At 61.5% G+C, this 16,197-nt stretch carries 14 protein-coding genes; 4 read left to right on the top strand and 10 right to left on the bottom strand.

Translation table 11 applies throughout. The annotated features are described in order from the left end of the window. Positions 1-9 precede the first annotated feature (9 nt). On the bottom strand, positions 10-1,200 hold the full coding sequence (locus C5750_RS08340; protein ID WP_105733408.1) for a glycine C-acetyltransferase: 1,191 nt from the start codon (positions 1,198-1,200) through the stop codon (positions 10-12). 79 nt (positions 1,201-1,279) lie between these two features. After that, positions 1,280-2,458, bottom strand: coding sequence for an ROK family protein (locus C5750_RS08335; protein ID WP_105733407.1), 1,179 nt, complete (start codon positions 2,456-2,458; stop codon positions 1,280-1,282). A gap of 124 nt (positions 2,459-2,582) precedes the next feature. Between C5750_RS08335 and C5750_RS08330 the strand changes: the two genes are divergently transcribed. Genes C5750_RS08330 through C5750_RS08320 form a run of 3 tightly spaced genes read left to right on the top strand, consistent with a single transcriptional unit; the run spans position 2,583 to position 5,563 of the window. Then, the gene (locus C5750_RS08330) at positions 2,583-3,320 is read left to right on the top strand and encodes a glucosamine-6-phosphate deaminase (RefSeq protein ID WP_105733406.1); all 738 of its coding nucleotides are present in this window, start codon (positions 2,583-2,585) and stop codon (positions 3,318-3,320) included. After that, the gene (locus C5750_RS08325; protein ID WP_105733405.1) at positions 3,317-4,336 is read left to right on the top strand and encodes an N-acetylglucosamine-6-phosphate deacetylase; all 1,020 of its coding nucleotides are present in this window, start codon (positions 3,317-3,319) and stop codon (positions 4,334-4,336) included. The genes C5750_RS08330 and C5750_RS08325 overlap by 4 nt, the downstream gene beginning before the upstream one ends. A gap of 30 nt (positions 4,337-4,366) precedes the next feature. After that, positions 4,367-5,563, top strand: coding sequence for an ABC transporter substrate-binding protein (locus C5750_RS08320; RefSeq protein WP_105733404.1), 1,197 nt, complete (start codon positions 4,367-4,369; stop codon positions 5,561-5,563). 5 nt (positions 5,564-5,568) lie between these two features. Here the strand turns inward: C5750_RS08320 and C5750_RS08315 are convergent, their stop codons facing one another. Both C5750_RS08315 and C5750_RS08310 read right to left on the bottom strand, forming a co-directional pair. After that, on the bottom strand, positions 5,569-7,419 hold the full coding sequence (locus C5750_RS08315; protein ID WP_105733403.1) for an ABC transporter ATP-binding protein: 1,851 nt from the start codon (positions 7,417-7,419) through the stop codon (positions 5,569-5,571). Positions 7,420-7,459: 40 nt separating this feature from the next. Further along, on the bottom strand, positions 7,460-8,671 hold the full coding sequence (locus C5750_RS08310; RefSeq protein ID WP_105733402.1) for an aminotransferase class V-fold PLP-dependent enzyme: 1,212 nt from the start codon (positions 8,669-8,671) through the stop codon (positions 7,460-7,462). Positions 8,672-8,784: 113 nt separating this feature from the next. Here C5750_RS08310 and C5750_RS08305 point away from each other — a divergent pair, with 113 nt between their 5' ends. Next, positions 8,785-9,618 (top strand): IclR family transcriptional regulator, encoded by an 834-nt coding sequence (locus C5750_RS08305; RefSeq protein WP_374042759.1) that lies wholly within the window; start codon positions 8,785-8,787, stop codon positions 9,616-9,618. On the opposite strand, the gene C5750_RS08300 is transcribed toward C5750_RS08305, so the two are convergent. From C5750_RS08300 to rhaI, 6 genes are all read right to left on the bottom strand, one after another. After that, on the bottom strand, positions 9,615-10,112 hold the full coding sequence (locus C5750_RS08300) for a RidA family protein (protein WP_105733400.1): 498 nt from the start codon (positions 10,110-10,112) through the stop codon (positions 9,615-9,617). The genes C5750_RS08305 and C5750_RS08300 overlap by 4 nt on opposite strands. Before the next feature lie 9 nt (positions 10,113-10,121). Then, entirely contained in the window at positions 10,122-11,333 is a 1,212-nt protein-coding gene (locus C5750_RS08295; protein ID WP_105733399.1) for an amidohydrolase/deacetylase family metallohydrolase, read from the bottom strand. A gap of 2 nt (positions 11,334-11,335) precedes the next feature. After that, on the bottom strand, positions 11,336-12,205 hold the full coding sequence (locus C5750_RS08290; protein WP_105733398.1) for an ABC transporter permease: 870 nt from the start codon (positions 12,203-12,205) through the stop codon (positions 11,336-11,338). Further along, positions 12,205-13,146 (bottom strand): ABC transporter permease, encoded by a 942-nt coding sequence (locus tag C5750_RS08285; RefSeq protein ID WP_162800202.1) that lies wholly within the window; start codon positions 13,144-13,146, stop codon positions 12,205-12,207. Before C5750_RS08285 ends, C5750_RS08290 begins: the two co-directional genes overlap by 1 nt. Positions 13,147-13,227: 81 nt before the next feature. Continuing rightward, positions 13,228-14,757 carry an ABC transporter substrate-binding protein gene (locus C5750_RS08280; RefSeq protein ID WP_105733397.1) on the bottom strand — a complete coding sequence of 510 codons (1,530 nt, stop codon included), beginning with the start codon at positions 14,755-14,757 and terminating at the stop codon, positions 13,228-13,230. 143 nt (positions 14,758-14,900) lie between these two features. Then, entirely contained in the window at positions 14,901-16,193 is a 1,293-nt protein-coding gene (gene rhaI / locus C5750_RS08275; RefSeq protein ID WP_105733396.1) for an L-rhamnose catabolism isomerase, read from the bottom strand. Positions 16,194-16,197: the final 4 nt, after the last annotated feature.

Genomic DNA, 16,197 nt, shown 5'->3' with positions numbered 1-16,197 from the left:
GTGTGTTTCCTATTTGATGATGCCGAGATCACGCCCGACTTCGGCAAAGACGTCTATAGCGCGGGCGACATCTTCGGTGGTGTGGGCAGCAGACATTTGCGTGCGGATGCGCGCCTGGCCTTTCGGGACGACCGGGAAGGCAAAACCGATGACATAGACGCCCTTTTCCAGCATGCGCGCCGCCATGTCTTGCGCCAGCGCTGCGTCGCCCAGCATGACCGGGATGATCGGATGATCGGCGCCGGCAAGGGTAAAGCCGAGCTTGCTCATATCCCTGCGGAAATGCGCGGCGTTGGCGCTGAGGCGCGCCCGCAGCCCGGCACCCCCATCGATCAGGTCAAAGACCTTCAGCGAGGCAGCGGCAATGACCGGCGCCAGCGTGTTGGAGAAGAGATAGGGCCGCGACCGCTGGCGCAGCCAGTCGACCACCTCGGCCTTCCCGGAGGTATAACCGCCGGATGCACCGCCCAGCGCCTTGCCGAGCGTGCCGGTGATGATATCGACCCGGCCTTCGACGCCGCAATGTTCGGCCGAGCCGCGGCCATGCTTGCCGACAAAGCCGACCGCATGACTGTCATCGACCATGACCATGGCGCCATATTTTTCGGCGAGATCGCACACGCCGCCGAGATTGGCGATAATGCCGTCCATGGAGAAGACGCCGTCGGTGGCGATCAGCTTGAACCGGCTGCCTTCGGCTTTCTTCAGTTCTTCTTCCAGCGCCGCCATGTCGTTGTTGGCATAGCGGAAGCGCTTCGCCTTCGACAGGCGCACGCCGTCAATGATCGAGGCATGGTTCAGCGCATCGGAAATGATCGCATCCTCTTCGCCCAGAAGGGTCTCGAACAGGCCGCCATTGGCGTCAAAGCAGCTGGAATAAAGGATCGTGTCTTCCAGTCCGAGGAAGCTGGAAATACGCGACTCAAGCTGCTTGTGCTCTTCCTGCGTGCCGCAGATGAAACGGACGGAAGCCATGCCATAGCCGTAACGGTCGAGCGCGGCTTTCCCGGCCTGCGCCAGTTCCTCATTGTCGGCAAGACCGAGATAGTTGTTGGCGCAGAAATTCAGGACCCTGGCACCGCCGGAAACCTCGATTTGCCCGGCCTGCTTGGAGGTAATGACCCGTTCGGACTTGTAAAGCCCGGACGCCTTCAAGCCTTTCAGCTCGCTCGTGAGGTGATCGATGAATTGCTGGGTCATGATCCGTGTGGTGTCCTGCTGTGTTCTTCCGGCGGGGCCGTGGCGTTGGTGCAATCGGATGTTCGCAGCCAGTGTCATCTCACGATCGGATGAATGTCTCAAGCCCCAGATTGAACAGCGGCCGCACGGCACCGAGAATGGCGAACTCCTCGCTCGATTTGTCCGCGATCAGAACCGGCAGTTCCAGCGTGCCGATCAGCCCTTCCGCCCGAAAGGCCTGTTCGAACGCCTGCCAGACATCCGCATTGGCAATGAATGGTCCGGTCACAATAACCCGCTTGGGAAAAAGCAGGCGGCAGACATTGGCGAGGGATCGCGCCATCAGCTCGACCCCGGTGCGCATATCGTCCATGTCGAGCAGGGGCCGCCGGGCCATTTGCCCGGCCAGCACTTCCTCGTTCTCGGACAGGGACGGCCACCGTTCGAGCATCCGCGGCAGCAGCGCCCAGAGCGATGCCGCCGTTTCAAGACAGCCATGATTGCCGCAGCCGCAGGGGCGCTCTCCCAGCCGGTTGAAACGCCAATGGCCGATTTCACCGAACGGACCGCCCGCACGGATGAACGGATCGCCGTTCACGCTGTAGGCCAGGCCAATGCCCCAGCCCCAGTGCAGGAGCAAGGTATTGTCAGTGCCATAAATGGGGTCCTGCAGCATGCGGGCATTGAGTTCGGCATCAAGATGACGGCAGACGAGAACCTCCGGGGTCACCGGGGCCAGCGCCGCCGCCAGGTCAAAATCACGAATCTTCGGCCAGCGCGAGGTGAGCAGCCAGGTGCGGCTTTCGACATCGACAACGCCGGACACCGACACGGACGTCCCGATATGCTGCATATCAGCCGGGCATTTGCCCGCTAGAAACGTGACCAGATCACGCATGGCGGCCGTCATCTGGTCGCGGTCGGCGTCGGCCCGCATATCGAGGCTGAGGCGTTCCAGCGTCCGGCCGCCGAAATCCACCAGCGTGCCGCGCAGCGAACGGCTCGACACGTGAATGACCGTTGCGGCGAAACGCTGCGTGTTGAGGCCGATCCGGATGGCCGGGCGGCCCCGCCCGCTTTTTTCGCCCGCCGTTTCCACCAGCAGGCCGCGCACGATCAGGTCCCCCACCACCTTCGATGTCGTGGTCGAGGTCATGTCGAGCGCTTCGGCAATGCCCGGGCGGGAATGCTGACCGCCGCCGGAGACAAGCGCCACGACCCGGGCGCAGTCACGCTGGTGGGCATCGTCATAATGTGTCTCGTCAACCGTCAGAATCATGCGGAAACGCCCTCGTTCTTATTTTTGAACAATATTATTCTAAAATACCTTGCGGTGCCATGGACAGCTATGCTTACAATGGCGGCCACGGTGAAAAGCATATGCAAGAAGGTTGGTAAAGCCCATGGTCGATACGCGTATTTTATCTGACAAGCAGGCCCTCGGCGCGGCCGGCGCCGCGCTTGGCGCAGCGGCGATCCGCCAGGCCATTGCGCAGAAGGGCAAGGCGTCGATCATTGTGGCAACCGGCGCCAGCCAGTTCGAACTTTTGCAAAATCTCGTTGCGGCGGAGGGCATCGACTGGTCGCGGGTCACGGCGTTCCATCTCGATGAATATGTCGGCATGGACATCACCCACCCCGCCAGCTTCCGCAAATATCTGCAGGAGCGGTTTATCGCACCGCTCGGCGGCGATGTAACGTTTCATCCGGTCAATGCCGAAACCAATGCGCAGGCAGAAGCGGCGCGCCTTGGCGCTGTGATCGCCGAACACGATATCGATGTCTGCTTTGCCGGCATCGGCGAGAACTGCCATCTGGCGTTCAACGATCCGCCCGCCGACTTCGAAACGGACGAGCCTTACGTTGTGGTGACACTGGACGAGGCCTGCCGCAGGCAGCAGATGGGTGAAGGCTGGTTCCCGTCGCTGGATGCCGTGCCTGAGCAGGCCATTTCGATGAGCATCCGGCAAATCCTCAAGAGCCGCCTCATCATCCTTTCCGTGCCCGACGCGCGCAAGGCGCAGGCCGTCAAGGACGCACTGGAAGGTCCGGTCGACCCACGCCATCCCGCCTCGATCGTCCAGACCCATCCGCAGACAATCCTGCTGCTCGATCCGGACTCGGCGTCGAAACTGTCATGATCACTTCGGGCCTCGTCGATATCCAGGTCAACGGGTTTGCCGGGGTGGATTTCAACGCCGCAGACCTGACGCCGGACGCGCTTGATCACGCCTTGGAGGCCATGCTGGCAACGGGCGTCACCACATGCCTGCCGACGATCATCACCGCCCATCCCGATGAACTGGACGCACGCTTTGCCGCGCTCGACCGCTGCGTCAGCACGAGCCGTCTCGGCCCGCTGATGTGTCCGGGCTATCATCTTGAGGGGCCGTTCCTCAATCCGGCACAGGGCTTTTCCGGGTGCCATCCGGCGGGTGCGATGACGGCGGCTGATCCCGCATTGGTCACGCGCCTGCAGGACAGGATCAAACGGCCCATCCTGCTCGTGACCCTCGCGCCCGAAATATCCGGCGGCCTCGATTTCATCCGGGCCATGGCGGCGCGGGATATTCTGGTTGCAATCGGCCATTCGGCTGCAGATTTCGCCATGGTCGAAGCGGCGGCGCTGGCCGGTGCAACCCTGTCGACCCATCTCGGCAATGGCCTGCCGCAGATCATGCCCAAGCTCGACAATCCGCTCTTTGCCCAGCTTGGCGAAGACCGGCTGCTGGCGACCTTCATTGCCGATGGCATTCATCTTCCGCCCAAGGCGCTGAAATCGCTGATGCGGGCCAAGGGTTTCGAACGTTGCGCCCTGGTAACCGACGCCATCGCCGCAGCCGCCGTTCCCGCAGGCACCTATGATTTCGCCGGCATGCGCATCGAGCGCAGCGCAGACGGCACGGTGCGCCTGCCCGGAACGACGGGGCTTGCCGGATCGTCCCTCTGTCTCGATGACGGGGTGCGCAACCTTGTCCGTTGGGGCATCGCATCCTTCGAACAGGCCGTTGAAATGGCATCGACGCGGTTGCTGGTTGCACTGGAACCGGCCCTGCGTGCCCGCAACATCACCCTGCCGCATGCGGAAATCGACTGGTCGGACAGCATGGCCATCCGCAGCGTCCGCATCGGCGACGAGATCAGAAATTACCACTGAAATATCCAAGAACAATAAAGGGGAATGCAAATGGGAAATGACCAGTTTCGAATCAACCGCCGGGTGCTGCTCGGCGGCATGACCGCATCGGCGATGGCAGGCGCGATGCCCGCCTGGGCCAAGGCGCCCGCCCTGCCCGCGGCACCGGTTGTCATCACCGTGATGGATGTGGGCGGTGCACTGGCGTTGATCCAGCCTGCATTCGAGGACTATGCCAAGACCTATCCGGAGCGGGCATCGCGGATCATCTTCACCAAGGCGCCGGTGACGGAACTTGCCGGCAAGCTCAAGGCGCAGCAGAGCGCGGGCCGCGTCGATATCGATATCGTTCTGACCGGCAGCGATGGATTGGCGGCCGGGCTTGCCAATGAAACATGGCTGAAAATCCTGCCGGATTTCGCCGACACGTTTCCAGGCATCGAGGAAAACTACGAACCCGCCGCGCTCGCCCTGCACAAGGCGCAGGGCGACGGCTACGGTGTCGTCGTCAACTATTACCCCTCGGGCCCGCTGATCGAATATGATCCGGAACGGGTCAAGAAGGTCCCGACCAGCGCGGAAGAACTTCTGGCCTATGCCAAGGAAAATCCCGGACGCTTCATGTATGCCCGCCCGACCAATTCCGGTCCCGGCCGCACATTCATGATGGGGCTGCCCTATATTCTCGGCGACAAGGACCCGCAGGATCCGGTCAATGGCTGGGACAAGACCTGGGCCTATCTCGCCGATCTCGGCCAGTACATCGATTATTATCCGGCCGGAACCGGCGCGACGATGAAGGAATTCGGCGAGGGATCGCGCGACATCATCATCAGCACCACCGGCTGGGACATCAATCCGCGCGCGCTCGGCATCGTGCCCGAAACGGCGAAGATCGGCACCCTCAAGGGGTTCCATTGGGTTTCCGACGCCTTCTTCATGTGCATGCCCAAGGGCATCGCCGACGACAAGGCGGCCGTGGTCCTCGATCTGATGGCTTTCCTGCTCACCCCCAAGGCACAGGCCTACTCCTATGATGAGGGCTATCTCTATCCGGGTCCGGCGGTGAAGAACGTGCCGCTGTCCATGGCACCGCAGCACAGCCAGGACGTGATCAAGCAGTTCGGCCGGGAGGAATATGCCGGGCTTATCGCCAACAACCCGATCGAGCTGCCGCTGAAGCCGGACAAGATGGTCCTCGCCTTCCGCAAATGGGACGAACTGGTCGGTTCCAAGAAATCGAAGTAAGGGCGCTACTGCACCTGAACCAGATGCCCCGCCGAGACTTCATTGTATTGCCGCACTGGCACAATGAAGTCCGGCGTGCGCACCGGGCTCTTGATCTCGTCATTGGAGACCGGCCGCTTGATGCCGCGCCGTGACGGATCGGGCACTGGCACGGCTGAAATGAGCTTGCGCGTATAGGGGTGTTGTGGATTCTCGAAGATGGCTGCGCGCGATCCAATCTCGACGATTTCACCGAGATACATCACCGCAATACGATGGCTGACCCGTTCGACCACGGCGATATCGTGCGAGATGAAGAGATAGGCGAGGTTGAGGCTTGCCTGCAGATCGAGCAAAAGGTTGATGACCTGCGCCTTGATCGACACATCCAGCGCCGAGACGGATTCATCGGCAACGATCAGTTTCGGATCGAGGGCGAGTGCGCGGGCAATGCACACGCGCTGCCTTTGGCCGCCGGAAAATTCATGCGGATAGCGGCTTGCCATATCCGCCGTCAGCCCGACCCGCTCGAGGAGATCGGCGACACGCTCGCGGGCCTGCGTGCGCGTTCCCAGCCTGTGTTCGAGATAGGGCTCGGCAATCGCCGCACCTACGGTGATGCGAGGATTGAGGCTGGCAAAGGGGTCCTGAAAGATCATCTGCATGGTGCGGCGCATATCGCGCAGCCGCTTCGGCTCCATGGTCAGCACGTCTTCGCCGTTGAGCAGCACCTCGCCGCTGAGCGGCTGCACCAGGCGCATGATCGAACGCCCGGTCGTCGACTTGCCGCAACCGGATTCGCCGACGAGCGACAGCGTCTCGCCAGGCTGCAGGGTGAAAGACAGGTTTTCCACCGCATGCACGCGGCCTTCCAGCTGGCCGAACATGCCTGAATGGATATTGAAGCGCGTGGTGAGATTCTTCACCTCGAGCAATGGCCTGGCATCCGTCTTGACGGTGTCGGCGGCCTCGACAGGCACATCCGACGTGCCGGTTGCACGGTCCACCACCGGAAAGCGCAATGGACGCCTGTGTCCCTTCATCGAGCCGAGAATGGGAACAGCCGAGAGAAGCGAACGGGTATAGGGATGCCGGGGACGGGCAAAGATGTCCTCGGTTTTTCCGGTTTCCACCGCCTCGCCATTATACATGACAACGGTGCGGTCGGCGATCTCGGCGACGACGCCCATATCGTGGGTGATGAAGAGGACGGATGTGCCCTCCTCTTCCTGCAGCAGCTTGATCAGGTCGAGAATCTGGCCCTGGATCGTCACGTCAAGCGCCGTCGTCGGCTCATCCGCGATCAGCAGTTTCGGCTTGCTGGCCAGCGCCATGGCAATCATCACGCGCTGGCGCATGCCGCCGGAGAAGCGGTGCGGATATTCGTCGAAGCGCGATTGCGCGGCGGGAATGCGCACCTTTTCCAGAAGCCGGATCGTTTCGGCCTTGGCTTCCGCCCGCGACATGGCGGAATGGCAGAGCAGGGCCTCGCTGATCTGCTGACCCACGGTGAACAGCGGATTGAGCGAGGTCATCGGCTCCTGAAAGATCATGGCGACGTCATTGCCGCGCACCGCCCGCATCTGGTTTTCAGGCAGCGCGAGGATGTCCTTGCCGCCCAACACGATCCGGCCCTCGATGCGGCTCTTGTCCTTTTGCAACAGCCGCATGATGGACAGCGATGTCACGCTCTTGCCCGAACCGGATTCGCCGACGATGGCCACCGTCTCGCCCGGCGCCACGTCGAACGACACATTGCGCACGACCGGCCGCCACTTGCCGTCGGACTGGAAGGATGTCGTCAGATTGGAAACCGACAGGACCGGAGCAAGTGCATTACTCCCCTTGTCAGAAGGAGAAGGCTGACGGTTTTCCATGCTTATAAATCCTTTCCGTTGGCTGAGGGCGACGCGCTGATCAATCGGGCCAGCGCATGAGACCGGCCATGCGGCGGGTGTAGCGGTTTTCAACCGGGGTCGAGATGATCGCGTTGGATGCGCGTGCCTTGCCGAGTTCTTCGGTCAGGCGGCTGGCAACGATAGCCTCTTCGCCGGGATGCAGATTGCACGGGTCCATATAGAAATAGCCGTGCTCAACCTCGTGGTCCCGGACGATCACCGGGCGCGAGCCCTGTGCCAGCGCATCGGCGAGATCCCAGGCGGAGATATGAGCGGCCTGCGGATCGATGGTGACGCGCAGGCGGTCGAGCGGATTGTGTGTCGGATCGGGTTCGATGACTGCCGTGACGCCCGGCTTGCCCGCAAGCGTCTGCTGCCAGAGGTTGAGATAACCGGTTTCCCGCTCACGGATACCCGCATGGTCACGCTTTTCCCAGGCTTCCAGCGCGGCGATGGTTCCGAGAATGCTCTCCTTGCCCACTTTCATGCCACGGCCGATGCCCATGTTCTGCAGAAAGGTGTTGCGGACGAAATCCTTGGCACCGGCAACGATACCGCCCGTCGGGCCGCCGAGAAACTTGTGCGACGAGTAGAGCGCGATATCCGCCCCCTGCTCCAGAAAAATCCTGAGGTCATATTCGGAGGCCGCATCAACGATGACAGGCACGCCGCGGGCATGGCAGACTTCGGCAAATTTCTTCAGCGCAACCAGGCCGTATTGGACGGTGTGATGCGAGACAACGAACACTGCGGCAGCGGTGCGCTCGTTGATCGCCCCATCCAGGTGATAGGGATAGCAGGATGTTGCCTGACCGACCAGAATGGCCTTGGCACCGGCGAGCCGGATACCCTGATCGACCGGCGCGCCATAGCTGACCACGTGGCCCATCTGGATGATGACTTCGTCCTTCAACCCCGTGGTGTCGGGCAGGCGTTCGATGGCGGCAAGATCATTTCCCGTCATGGCTGCCGCCACCGCGAGGCTGATGCCGGCGGAGCAGGACGCCGTGACAAAGCCGGCTTCGCCGCCTGTCAACCGGGCAATCACCGGGCTTGCCTTCTTCTGCAGGTCGTTGACCTCGACGAACTGCGGAAGAATGCTTGTCATGGCGGCGACGGCTTGCGGGACCACGATCGACGCCCCCAGCGAGGTCATCGTGCCGGACACGTTGATAACGGGTCGCAAGCCGAGCGTTTCGCGAATATCGTCGGGATTGTGAGAGTCTGTCATGCTAATCTCCTCGAAATGTTGCCGCTTGCAACACATTCCATTTTCTAGGCATATATGCCATTATAATGTAATAAACTGTTTGACGATCAATCGAGCCTGCCAGGAGCCTGAACGTGGACGCAAAGACATCAGACATGGGCGCTGCCCCCGGTCTTGAGACAACCGAACAACCGGAAGCGACGGGCCGCCGTTCCCGTGTCAGCGGCATCGACCGTGCCTTGCAGGTCCTGGATTACCTCTACGAAACCGGCAGTCCGGCCGGTGTCTACGGCATTGCCAAGGCCATCGGGGCGCCGCTGTCGACCGTCTACGTCATCATTGACGATCTGGTTGAGAAGAACCTTCTCTCCCGCAACAATGACGGCTCCGTCTGGCTGGGTGCACGGCTTTACCACTACGGCCTCGCCTATGCCCGCTCGCTGGATTTTCTCGACGTCGCCAACCACGAAATGCACAATCTCAGCCGCGTATCGGGTGAAACGGTGCAGGTGTGCGGCCGCGACGGCGACCACATGATGGTTCTGGCCATGGCCGATGGTCCCGGCCATTTCCATGTCACCTCGCGCGTCGGCACCCGCGTGCCGCTGAACTGGACCGCATCCGGCCGCCTGCTTGTCGGCCATCTGCCGGAAGCCGAACGGCTTGATCTGTTCAAGCGCTGCGCCAAATCCTCGCCCACCGGCCGCGCCGTCATCGAACCGGCAGCGCTGTCGAAAGCCGCTGCCGAGGCGCTGCAATCGCGCATTTCCATCCAGGCGGGCGAATCCGACTACGCCGTCGCCTGTGTTGCCTCGCCCGTCTGCGACGACAAGGGCACCTGCGTTGCCACCATCTCCATCGTTCTGCCCGAGCAGAAGATTGCCGACGACCCCGAGCGCTATACGGCCGAGGTCAAGGCATCTGCCGAACGGATCGAAACGGTGATGGGCTGGCGCAGTCATTCCTAGTCCCTCAAGGCGATGATCGCCTCGATCTCCACGGTGATGTTGCCCGGCAGTGAGCCGAAGCCGACGGCCGAGCGGGCATGCTGTCCCGCGTCGCCGAACACGTCGATCAGCAGATCGGAGCATCCGTTGATCACAAGCGGATGATCGGCAAAGTCAGGCACGGCATTGACCATGCCCAGCAGCTTGACCACCTGCTTGACGCGGCCAAGATCACCCAGGGCGGAATGCAGGACCGCCAGCAGGTTGATGCCGGTCAGCCGGGCATGGGCATAGGCGTCCTCGATGCTGACGGTCTCGCCCACCTTGCCCGTATGCATGAAGCCATCATCCTCGCGCGGGCCCTGGCCCGACAGGTACAGCATATTGCCTTCCTGGATGTGGGTGACGAAATTGGCAATCGGACGCGGTGCCGGCGGCAGCACGATGCCCAGCGCCTTCAGCCTGGTGTAAGGAGATGTGCCGGCGTCGACAGCCGGACTGGATGAAGGATTCACGCGAGCTCCTTAGCGGTATGAATGGGTATGGCGGTGATTGACCAGTTCAGGCTTCACCGGTTGATAGCGGCTCGCCGCGATGGTTTCGGTGCCCAGAACCACCATGCGCGGTTCGAACAGTTTGTGCAGCGTCGCCTCGTAGCCCAGGGAATCGATGACGCTGAGATCAGAATCGACCAGTTCAAAGATGGTGAACTCGGCCGGCTTGCCGACGGAGAGGAGATTGTCGGTCGGCAGGCCGATGGCCGATGCCGGCGAAAGCGTCACGGCCTCGACAACCCTATCGAACGGCATGCCGACGCTCAGGAGCTTCGACATCGTCGTTCCCAAATCCCACACGGAATAGTTCAGGCTGTGCAGGTGGATATCAGTCGAGATGGAGAACGGCAGCAGGCCGCGGCTGATGGCAACCTCCGCCACGCGGAACGAGAACGACGCGCCGCCATGACCGATATCGAGCCGGATGCCTTCTCCGGCGCAGCGCTCCGCCAGTTCGAACAGATCCTCGTCTTCAATGATGCTGGCGCCGACCTTGCCGTTGAAGCAATGGGTGATGATGTCGCCCGGTCCCAGAATCTCCAGCACTTCGTCGTAGAGCGCGGGCGGTTCGCCCACATGCACCATCATCGGCAGTTTCAGAATCTTTGCCACCTTCTTGCCGACCTTGACCGGCGTTACGCCCCAGGAGCCGGTGATGACGTGGCTGGCTCGCACCTTCAGGCCGACAATGTGGTCGCGGTTCTCATTGACGCAGGCGACAGTGCGGTCGAGATCGATGGAGCGGATATCGCTGAGTTCGCTGACGCGGTTGCAGGCGACAAGACCAATCGAGCCGAGATTGAGGAAAGCCTTGATGCGCTCCTTTGCTGGTTCGATGATGTATTCGCGCAGGCCGTGGAAATTCGCTTCACCGGCCGAGCCCGCATCGACGATGGTCGTCACGCCGCGCTCGACACCGCAGATTTGCGGGCGAACCGAGATATCGGTTCCGCCATGCCAGACATGGGCATGCAGATCGGTCCAGCCGGGCGAAATCCAGGCACCCTTCAGGTCGACGCGCCTGATGTCGCCGGCGACGTTCAGGGAGGGGCCGAATTCGGCGATTTTTCCGTCTGCGCCGATCAGGATATCGATGCTGCCGGAAGGCGTGTTGGGGCCAAAGGCAACCGGCTTGACATTGGTCAGCAGCAAACGGCCATCGGTTGCGGAGGGGGCGGGCATGATCAGAGATCCTTTCTGAGGCGGGGGTCTAGGAGGTCGCGGAAGCCATCGCCGACCATTTGCAGGGAGAGAACGGAGAGCACGATGGCAATGCCGGGAAACAGGGTCATCCAGTCGGCCTGACCGACATATTGCCGGCCGGCGGCAATCATCGTGCCCCAGGTTGGCACCTCGGGACTGACACCGAGACCGAGGAAAGACAGGCCCGCCTCCGCCAGCATGGCATGGGCAAACAGGAACGTTCCCTGGACGAGGATGGGCGAGAGCAGATTGCGCAGGATATGGCGCGTCAGGATATGCGGCGTCGAAATGCCGAGCGCATGGGCGGCTTCCACATAGGGCAATTCGCGGATGACCAGCGTCGAGGCCCGCACCACGCGCGCCAGCCGCGGCGCATAAACGATGCTGAGCGCGATGATCACCGTCGTCAGCGAGGGGCCAAGCGCCGCAACCAGCGCAATGGCGAGCAGGATGTCGGGGAATGCCATCATCGCATCGATCAGCCGGGTGATCGGCGCATCGAGCTTGTGGAAAAAACCGGCGAGAATGCCGAGGGTCACGCCGATGAGCGAGGCAAGCACCACCACGGCAAAACCAACCAGCAGCGACAGCCGGGCGGAATAGATCGTGCGCGAGAACACGTCGCGCCCGAATTCATCGGTGCCGAAAATCCATTGGGCACTTGGCGGTTTCAGCCGGTTGACGATCGACAGCTTGTTCGGCGCATAGGGCGCAATGAGCGGCGCGAGAATGGCCAGCGTGATGAAGATTGCCAGAACGATCAGGCCAAACAGGACAGTCTTGCGGCGCAGGAGAACCCGCAGGAACTTGCTGCGCTCGCTGGCGGGAACGGGTGAAACGATATCGGTCATCAGTAGCGCACCCTTGGATCAACGACGAGGTAAAGCATGTCAATGGCGAAATTGATGAGGACGTAGAGCCCGGCGATGATGAGAAGCGCACCCTGAATGACCGGGTAATCGCGGCGCAGAACGGCAGAGACGACCAGATTGCCGACGCCGGGCAGGCCGAACACCGTCTCCGTCACCACCGCGCCGGAGATGAGCACGGCAGCCGTCAGGCCGACGACGGTGATGATCGGGATCAGCGCATTCTTGAACGCGTGCTTGAGAACGACGCTGCGTTCGACAACGCCCTTGGCACGGGCGGTGCGGATATAGTCATCGCCCAGCACGTCCAGCATCGACGCGCGGGTAAACCGCATGATCAGCGCCGATGAAACGATTCCCAGAGCAAAAGCCGGCAGGACAAGGTGATACAGCCGCACGCCCAGCGTCGTGTCCGGTCCGCCGTAGCCCGAGACCGGGAAAATGCCGAAACGGACGGCAAAGACCTGCATCAGGATCAGGCCGAGCCAGAAGCTTGGAATGCTGGCGGCCAGCATGGCAAGCGCCGTTGCGGCCTGATCAAAGACCGATCCGCGCCGGTAGGCGGCATAGACCCCGATGGGGATCGCGATGACACTGGCGATGAGGATCGAGAAAACCGTGAGGAAAAACGTCGGCTCGGCGCGCTGCGCCAATGCCGTCAGCACGGGCTGATCGAGAAAGATCGACCGTCCGAGATCGCCCTGCAGCAATTGGCCGATGAAATAGACGTACTGGACGAGGATGGAACGGTCGAGCCCGAGCGCTGTCCGCAGCTGCGCGATATCGGCGGCGGTTGCTTCCGGTCCGAGCATGACGGCCGCCGGATCGCCGGGCGTGACGCGCACGATGATGAACACGATGGTCACCACCAGGAACATCACGACAATCATGCCGACAAAGCGTTGGAAGATGTAACGAAGCATTGGGTCGGTTCTATCCTGCTACAGCGATGAGAATGGACTGCCAGCGGACGGCTTGCGCCGCCCGCCTTTGTTCACCTCGGATTACTGCTTGAGCGATACGTTCCAGAAATAGGGCCAGGGCGCCGGGGTAAAGTGCTCCAGCTTGGGCGATTTGGCCGACAGCGCATTGAAATCGCCGATCTTGATGATCGGTGCTTCCGCGTAGATCACCTTCTGCACCTCGGCCCACAATGCGATGCGCTTTTTCGGGTCCGTTTCAGCATTGAAGGCATCCACCGCCACCTTGCGGGCCGGCGTATCCCAATTGCCCGGCGCACTGGTCGACAGCGCTCCGATCAAGGCAGGCTCCGGCAGGAACGGGCTGTGGCTGATATAGATATCCCAAAGCGTAGGGTCGGCCCGGCGCTGGGTCAGCGTTGCCCAGTCGACGACCTGCAGATCGACATTGATCCCGGCGGCCTTCAGATATTCCGCCGCGACCTGCGCCATCTTGTAGTGGAATTCATACTGGCGGCTGGTGAGAATGCGCACCGGCTTGCCGTCATAACTGGCCTTCTTCAGAAACGCCGCAGCCTTTTCGGGATCGCCGATATTATAGCCATCCTTGACACCGGCATCGCTGGCCCAGCTATAGGATGCCGGATAGAACGATCCATTGAGCGCATAGAAATCCTTGCTGCCGAACGCGGCGGCCAGCATGTCTTCGACGTTGAGCGCAGCGCGGATCGCCAGGCGCATGTCCTGGCTCTTGGTCAGGCCCTGTGCCGTGTTCAGCACGAAGACCGGCCAGCCGAACGGCTTCAGCAGCACCGGCTCGGTGACCTTCTGGCCCTTCAGGCGGTCATAGGCCTCGACAGGCAGACTGTCGGCATAGTCGAACTGGCCGGAAATCGCGCCTTCAACCCGGGTATTGGCATCGGGGACGGGAACAAAGCGGATTTCGTCGAGATATTGATGGCGCGCGCCGCCATAGCCATTCTCGCGCCCTTCGGGAGACTTGTAGCCGTCGAAGCGCACGAGCTGGATATACTGGTCCGCCTTGCGCTCCTTCAGCTTGTAGGGGCCCGTTCCGACCGGCTCGGTCATCGGGTTCTGCTGCTTTTCGCTTGGGAGGATGATCGCTGCGGCATTGTTGAACGCCAGCAGCGACAGCAGCGGTGCATGCGGGGCATTGAGCGTGATGCGGACCGTCGAGGCATCAACCGCGTCAATCGACGTGATCAGGGGCGCAACCTGCTTGCCGCGCGAGGCGATCTGGGTCCAGCGCTTCAGCGACGCAACGACATCGGCCGAATCCATGTCGGTGCCGTCGTGGAATTTGACGCCGGTGCGCAGTTTGATCGTGTAGATTTTGCCATCGGCCGAAATCTCCGGCAGGCTTGCCGCCAGCAATGGTGTCGGGTTCCAGTTTTCATCGAAGGTGTAGAGCGTCTCGAAAATGTGCTGCGAAACAATGCCGACCAGATCCGCCGTCGATGCCATGGCATCGAGTGTCGGCGGCTCGCCGATGGTCGCGACATTGATGACGCCGCCCTTGGTCTGGGCAAAGGCGGCTGGGCTGAGGGCAACCAGCGCCGAACCCAACAGGAGTGCGAGTTTCAGTGATTTCATGACAGTCCCCTTTGTTATTCTATTATTATGTTATATAATGTTTTATAGTAGAATAAGACCAAATGTATAGGGCGCTGTCAAACAAAAAAGAAAAGGCAGCGCGAGGGGCGCTGCCTTGATCGTGCAACCGGCCGGTAATCCGTTCAGACAATGCCGCCGCTGCCGCCAGTGCTGGCCGGCCGGATTTTTCCAACCTTTTGCCGGTAACCGCTGGCCCGGTACGCTGCAATCGGATCAATGGCGCCCCCGGCCCGGCGGCGGGCTTCGGCGAGTATCGGCTCGACATCCGTCCGGTAGGCGCGCTTCAGCACATCCGACGCCATCAGCGCATCGTTGCCGTCCTGATAGCCATCGAGCGCCGCCCGGTCGACCAGCAGCGCCTGTGCATAGGCGCGGCGGATTTCATTGGCACTCGAGATCAGGCTTTCAATCGGGTCGGTCACATTGTGCGACTGATCGATCATATGCGCGGGGTGGAAATTCTCCGCGCCGCGCTCCTCCGCATCGACCAGTTCGTTGAAAACCAGAAACAGCCGGTACGGATCGATGGAACCCGCATCGAGATCGTCATCGCCATATTTCGAATCGTTGAAGTGGAAGCCGCCCAGTTTTTTGAACTGGATCAGTCGCGACACGATCATCTCGATGTTGGTGTTCGGCGCATGATGGCCAAGATCAACCAGGCAAAAGGCTTTCGGCCCCAGTGTCTGGGCGATCAGATAGTTGCTGCCCCAGTCCTGCACGACGGTCGAATAAAACGCCGGTTCGAACATCTTGTGCTCGGAGAAAATGCGCCAGTCGTCCGGCAGCGCCTTGTAGACCTGCGCCATGGCGTCGAGATAGCGCTCGAACGACCGGGCAAAATGGCTCTGGCCGGGAAAATTCGATCCATCGCCGATCCACACCGTCAGGGCCTTCGAGCCGATGGCATCGCCGATTTCGATGCACTCGATATTGTGCGCGATGGCCTGCTTGCGCGTTGCCGCATCCACATGGCTGAGCGAGCCGTATTTGTAGGAATGCGCCTGATCCGGCACATCGGAAAAGGTGTTGGAATTCATCGCGTCGAAGCCGAGACCGAGCGCATCCGCATGGGCTTTCAGCTGCTGCGGATCGGCCTTGTCCCAAGGGATGTGCAGCGAGACATTGGGTGTCGCACGGCTCAGCTGATGGATGACCGCACAGTCATCGAGCTTGTCGAAAATGCCGCGCGGCTCGCCCTGCCCCGGAAACCGGGCAAAGCGTGTGCCGCCGGTACCGACGCCCCACGAGGGAACGGCGACGAAGAAATCGGCCACCTTGGCGGTGATCGCCTCGATATCGATGTTGCGGCGGGCAAGATGCGCACCCAGCGCCTCGAAATCGCTGCTGTGCGCCGCACCGCGCCTGTCGTTCTCGGATGCGATGAGATCGCCGGAAATATGCTGTTCAGCCATGTTG

This window comes from Phyllobacterium myrsinacearum (assembly GCF_002980555.1).
GTDB lineage: Bacteria > Pseudomonadota > Alphaproteobacteria > Rhizobiales > Rhizobiaceae > Phyllobacterium > Phyllobacterium myrsinacearum.
This window is presented reverse-complemented; position numbering and strand designations above follow the sequence as displayed.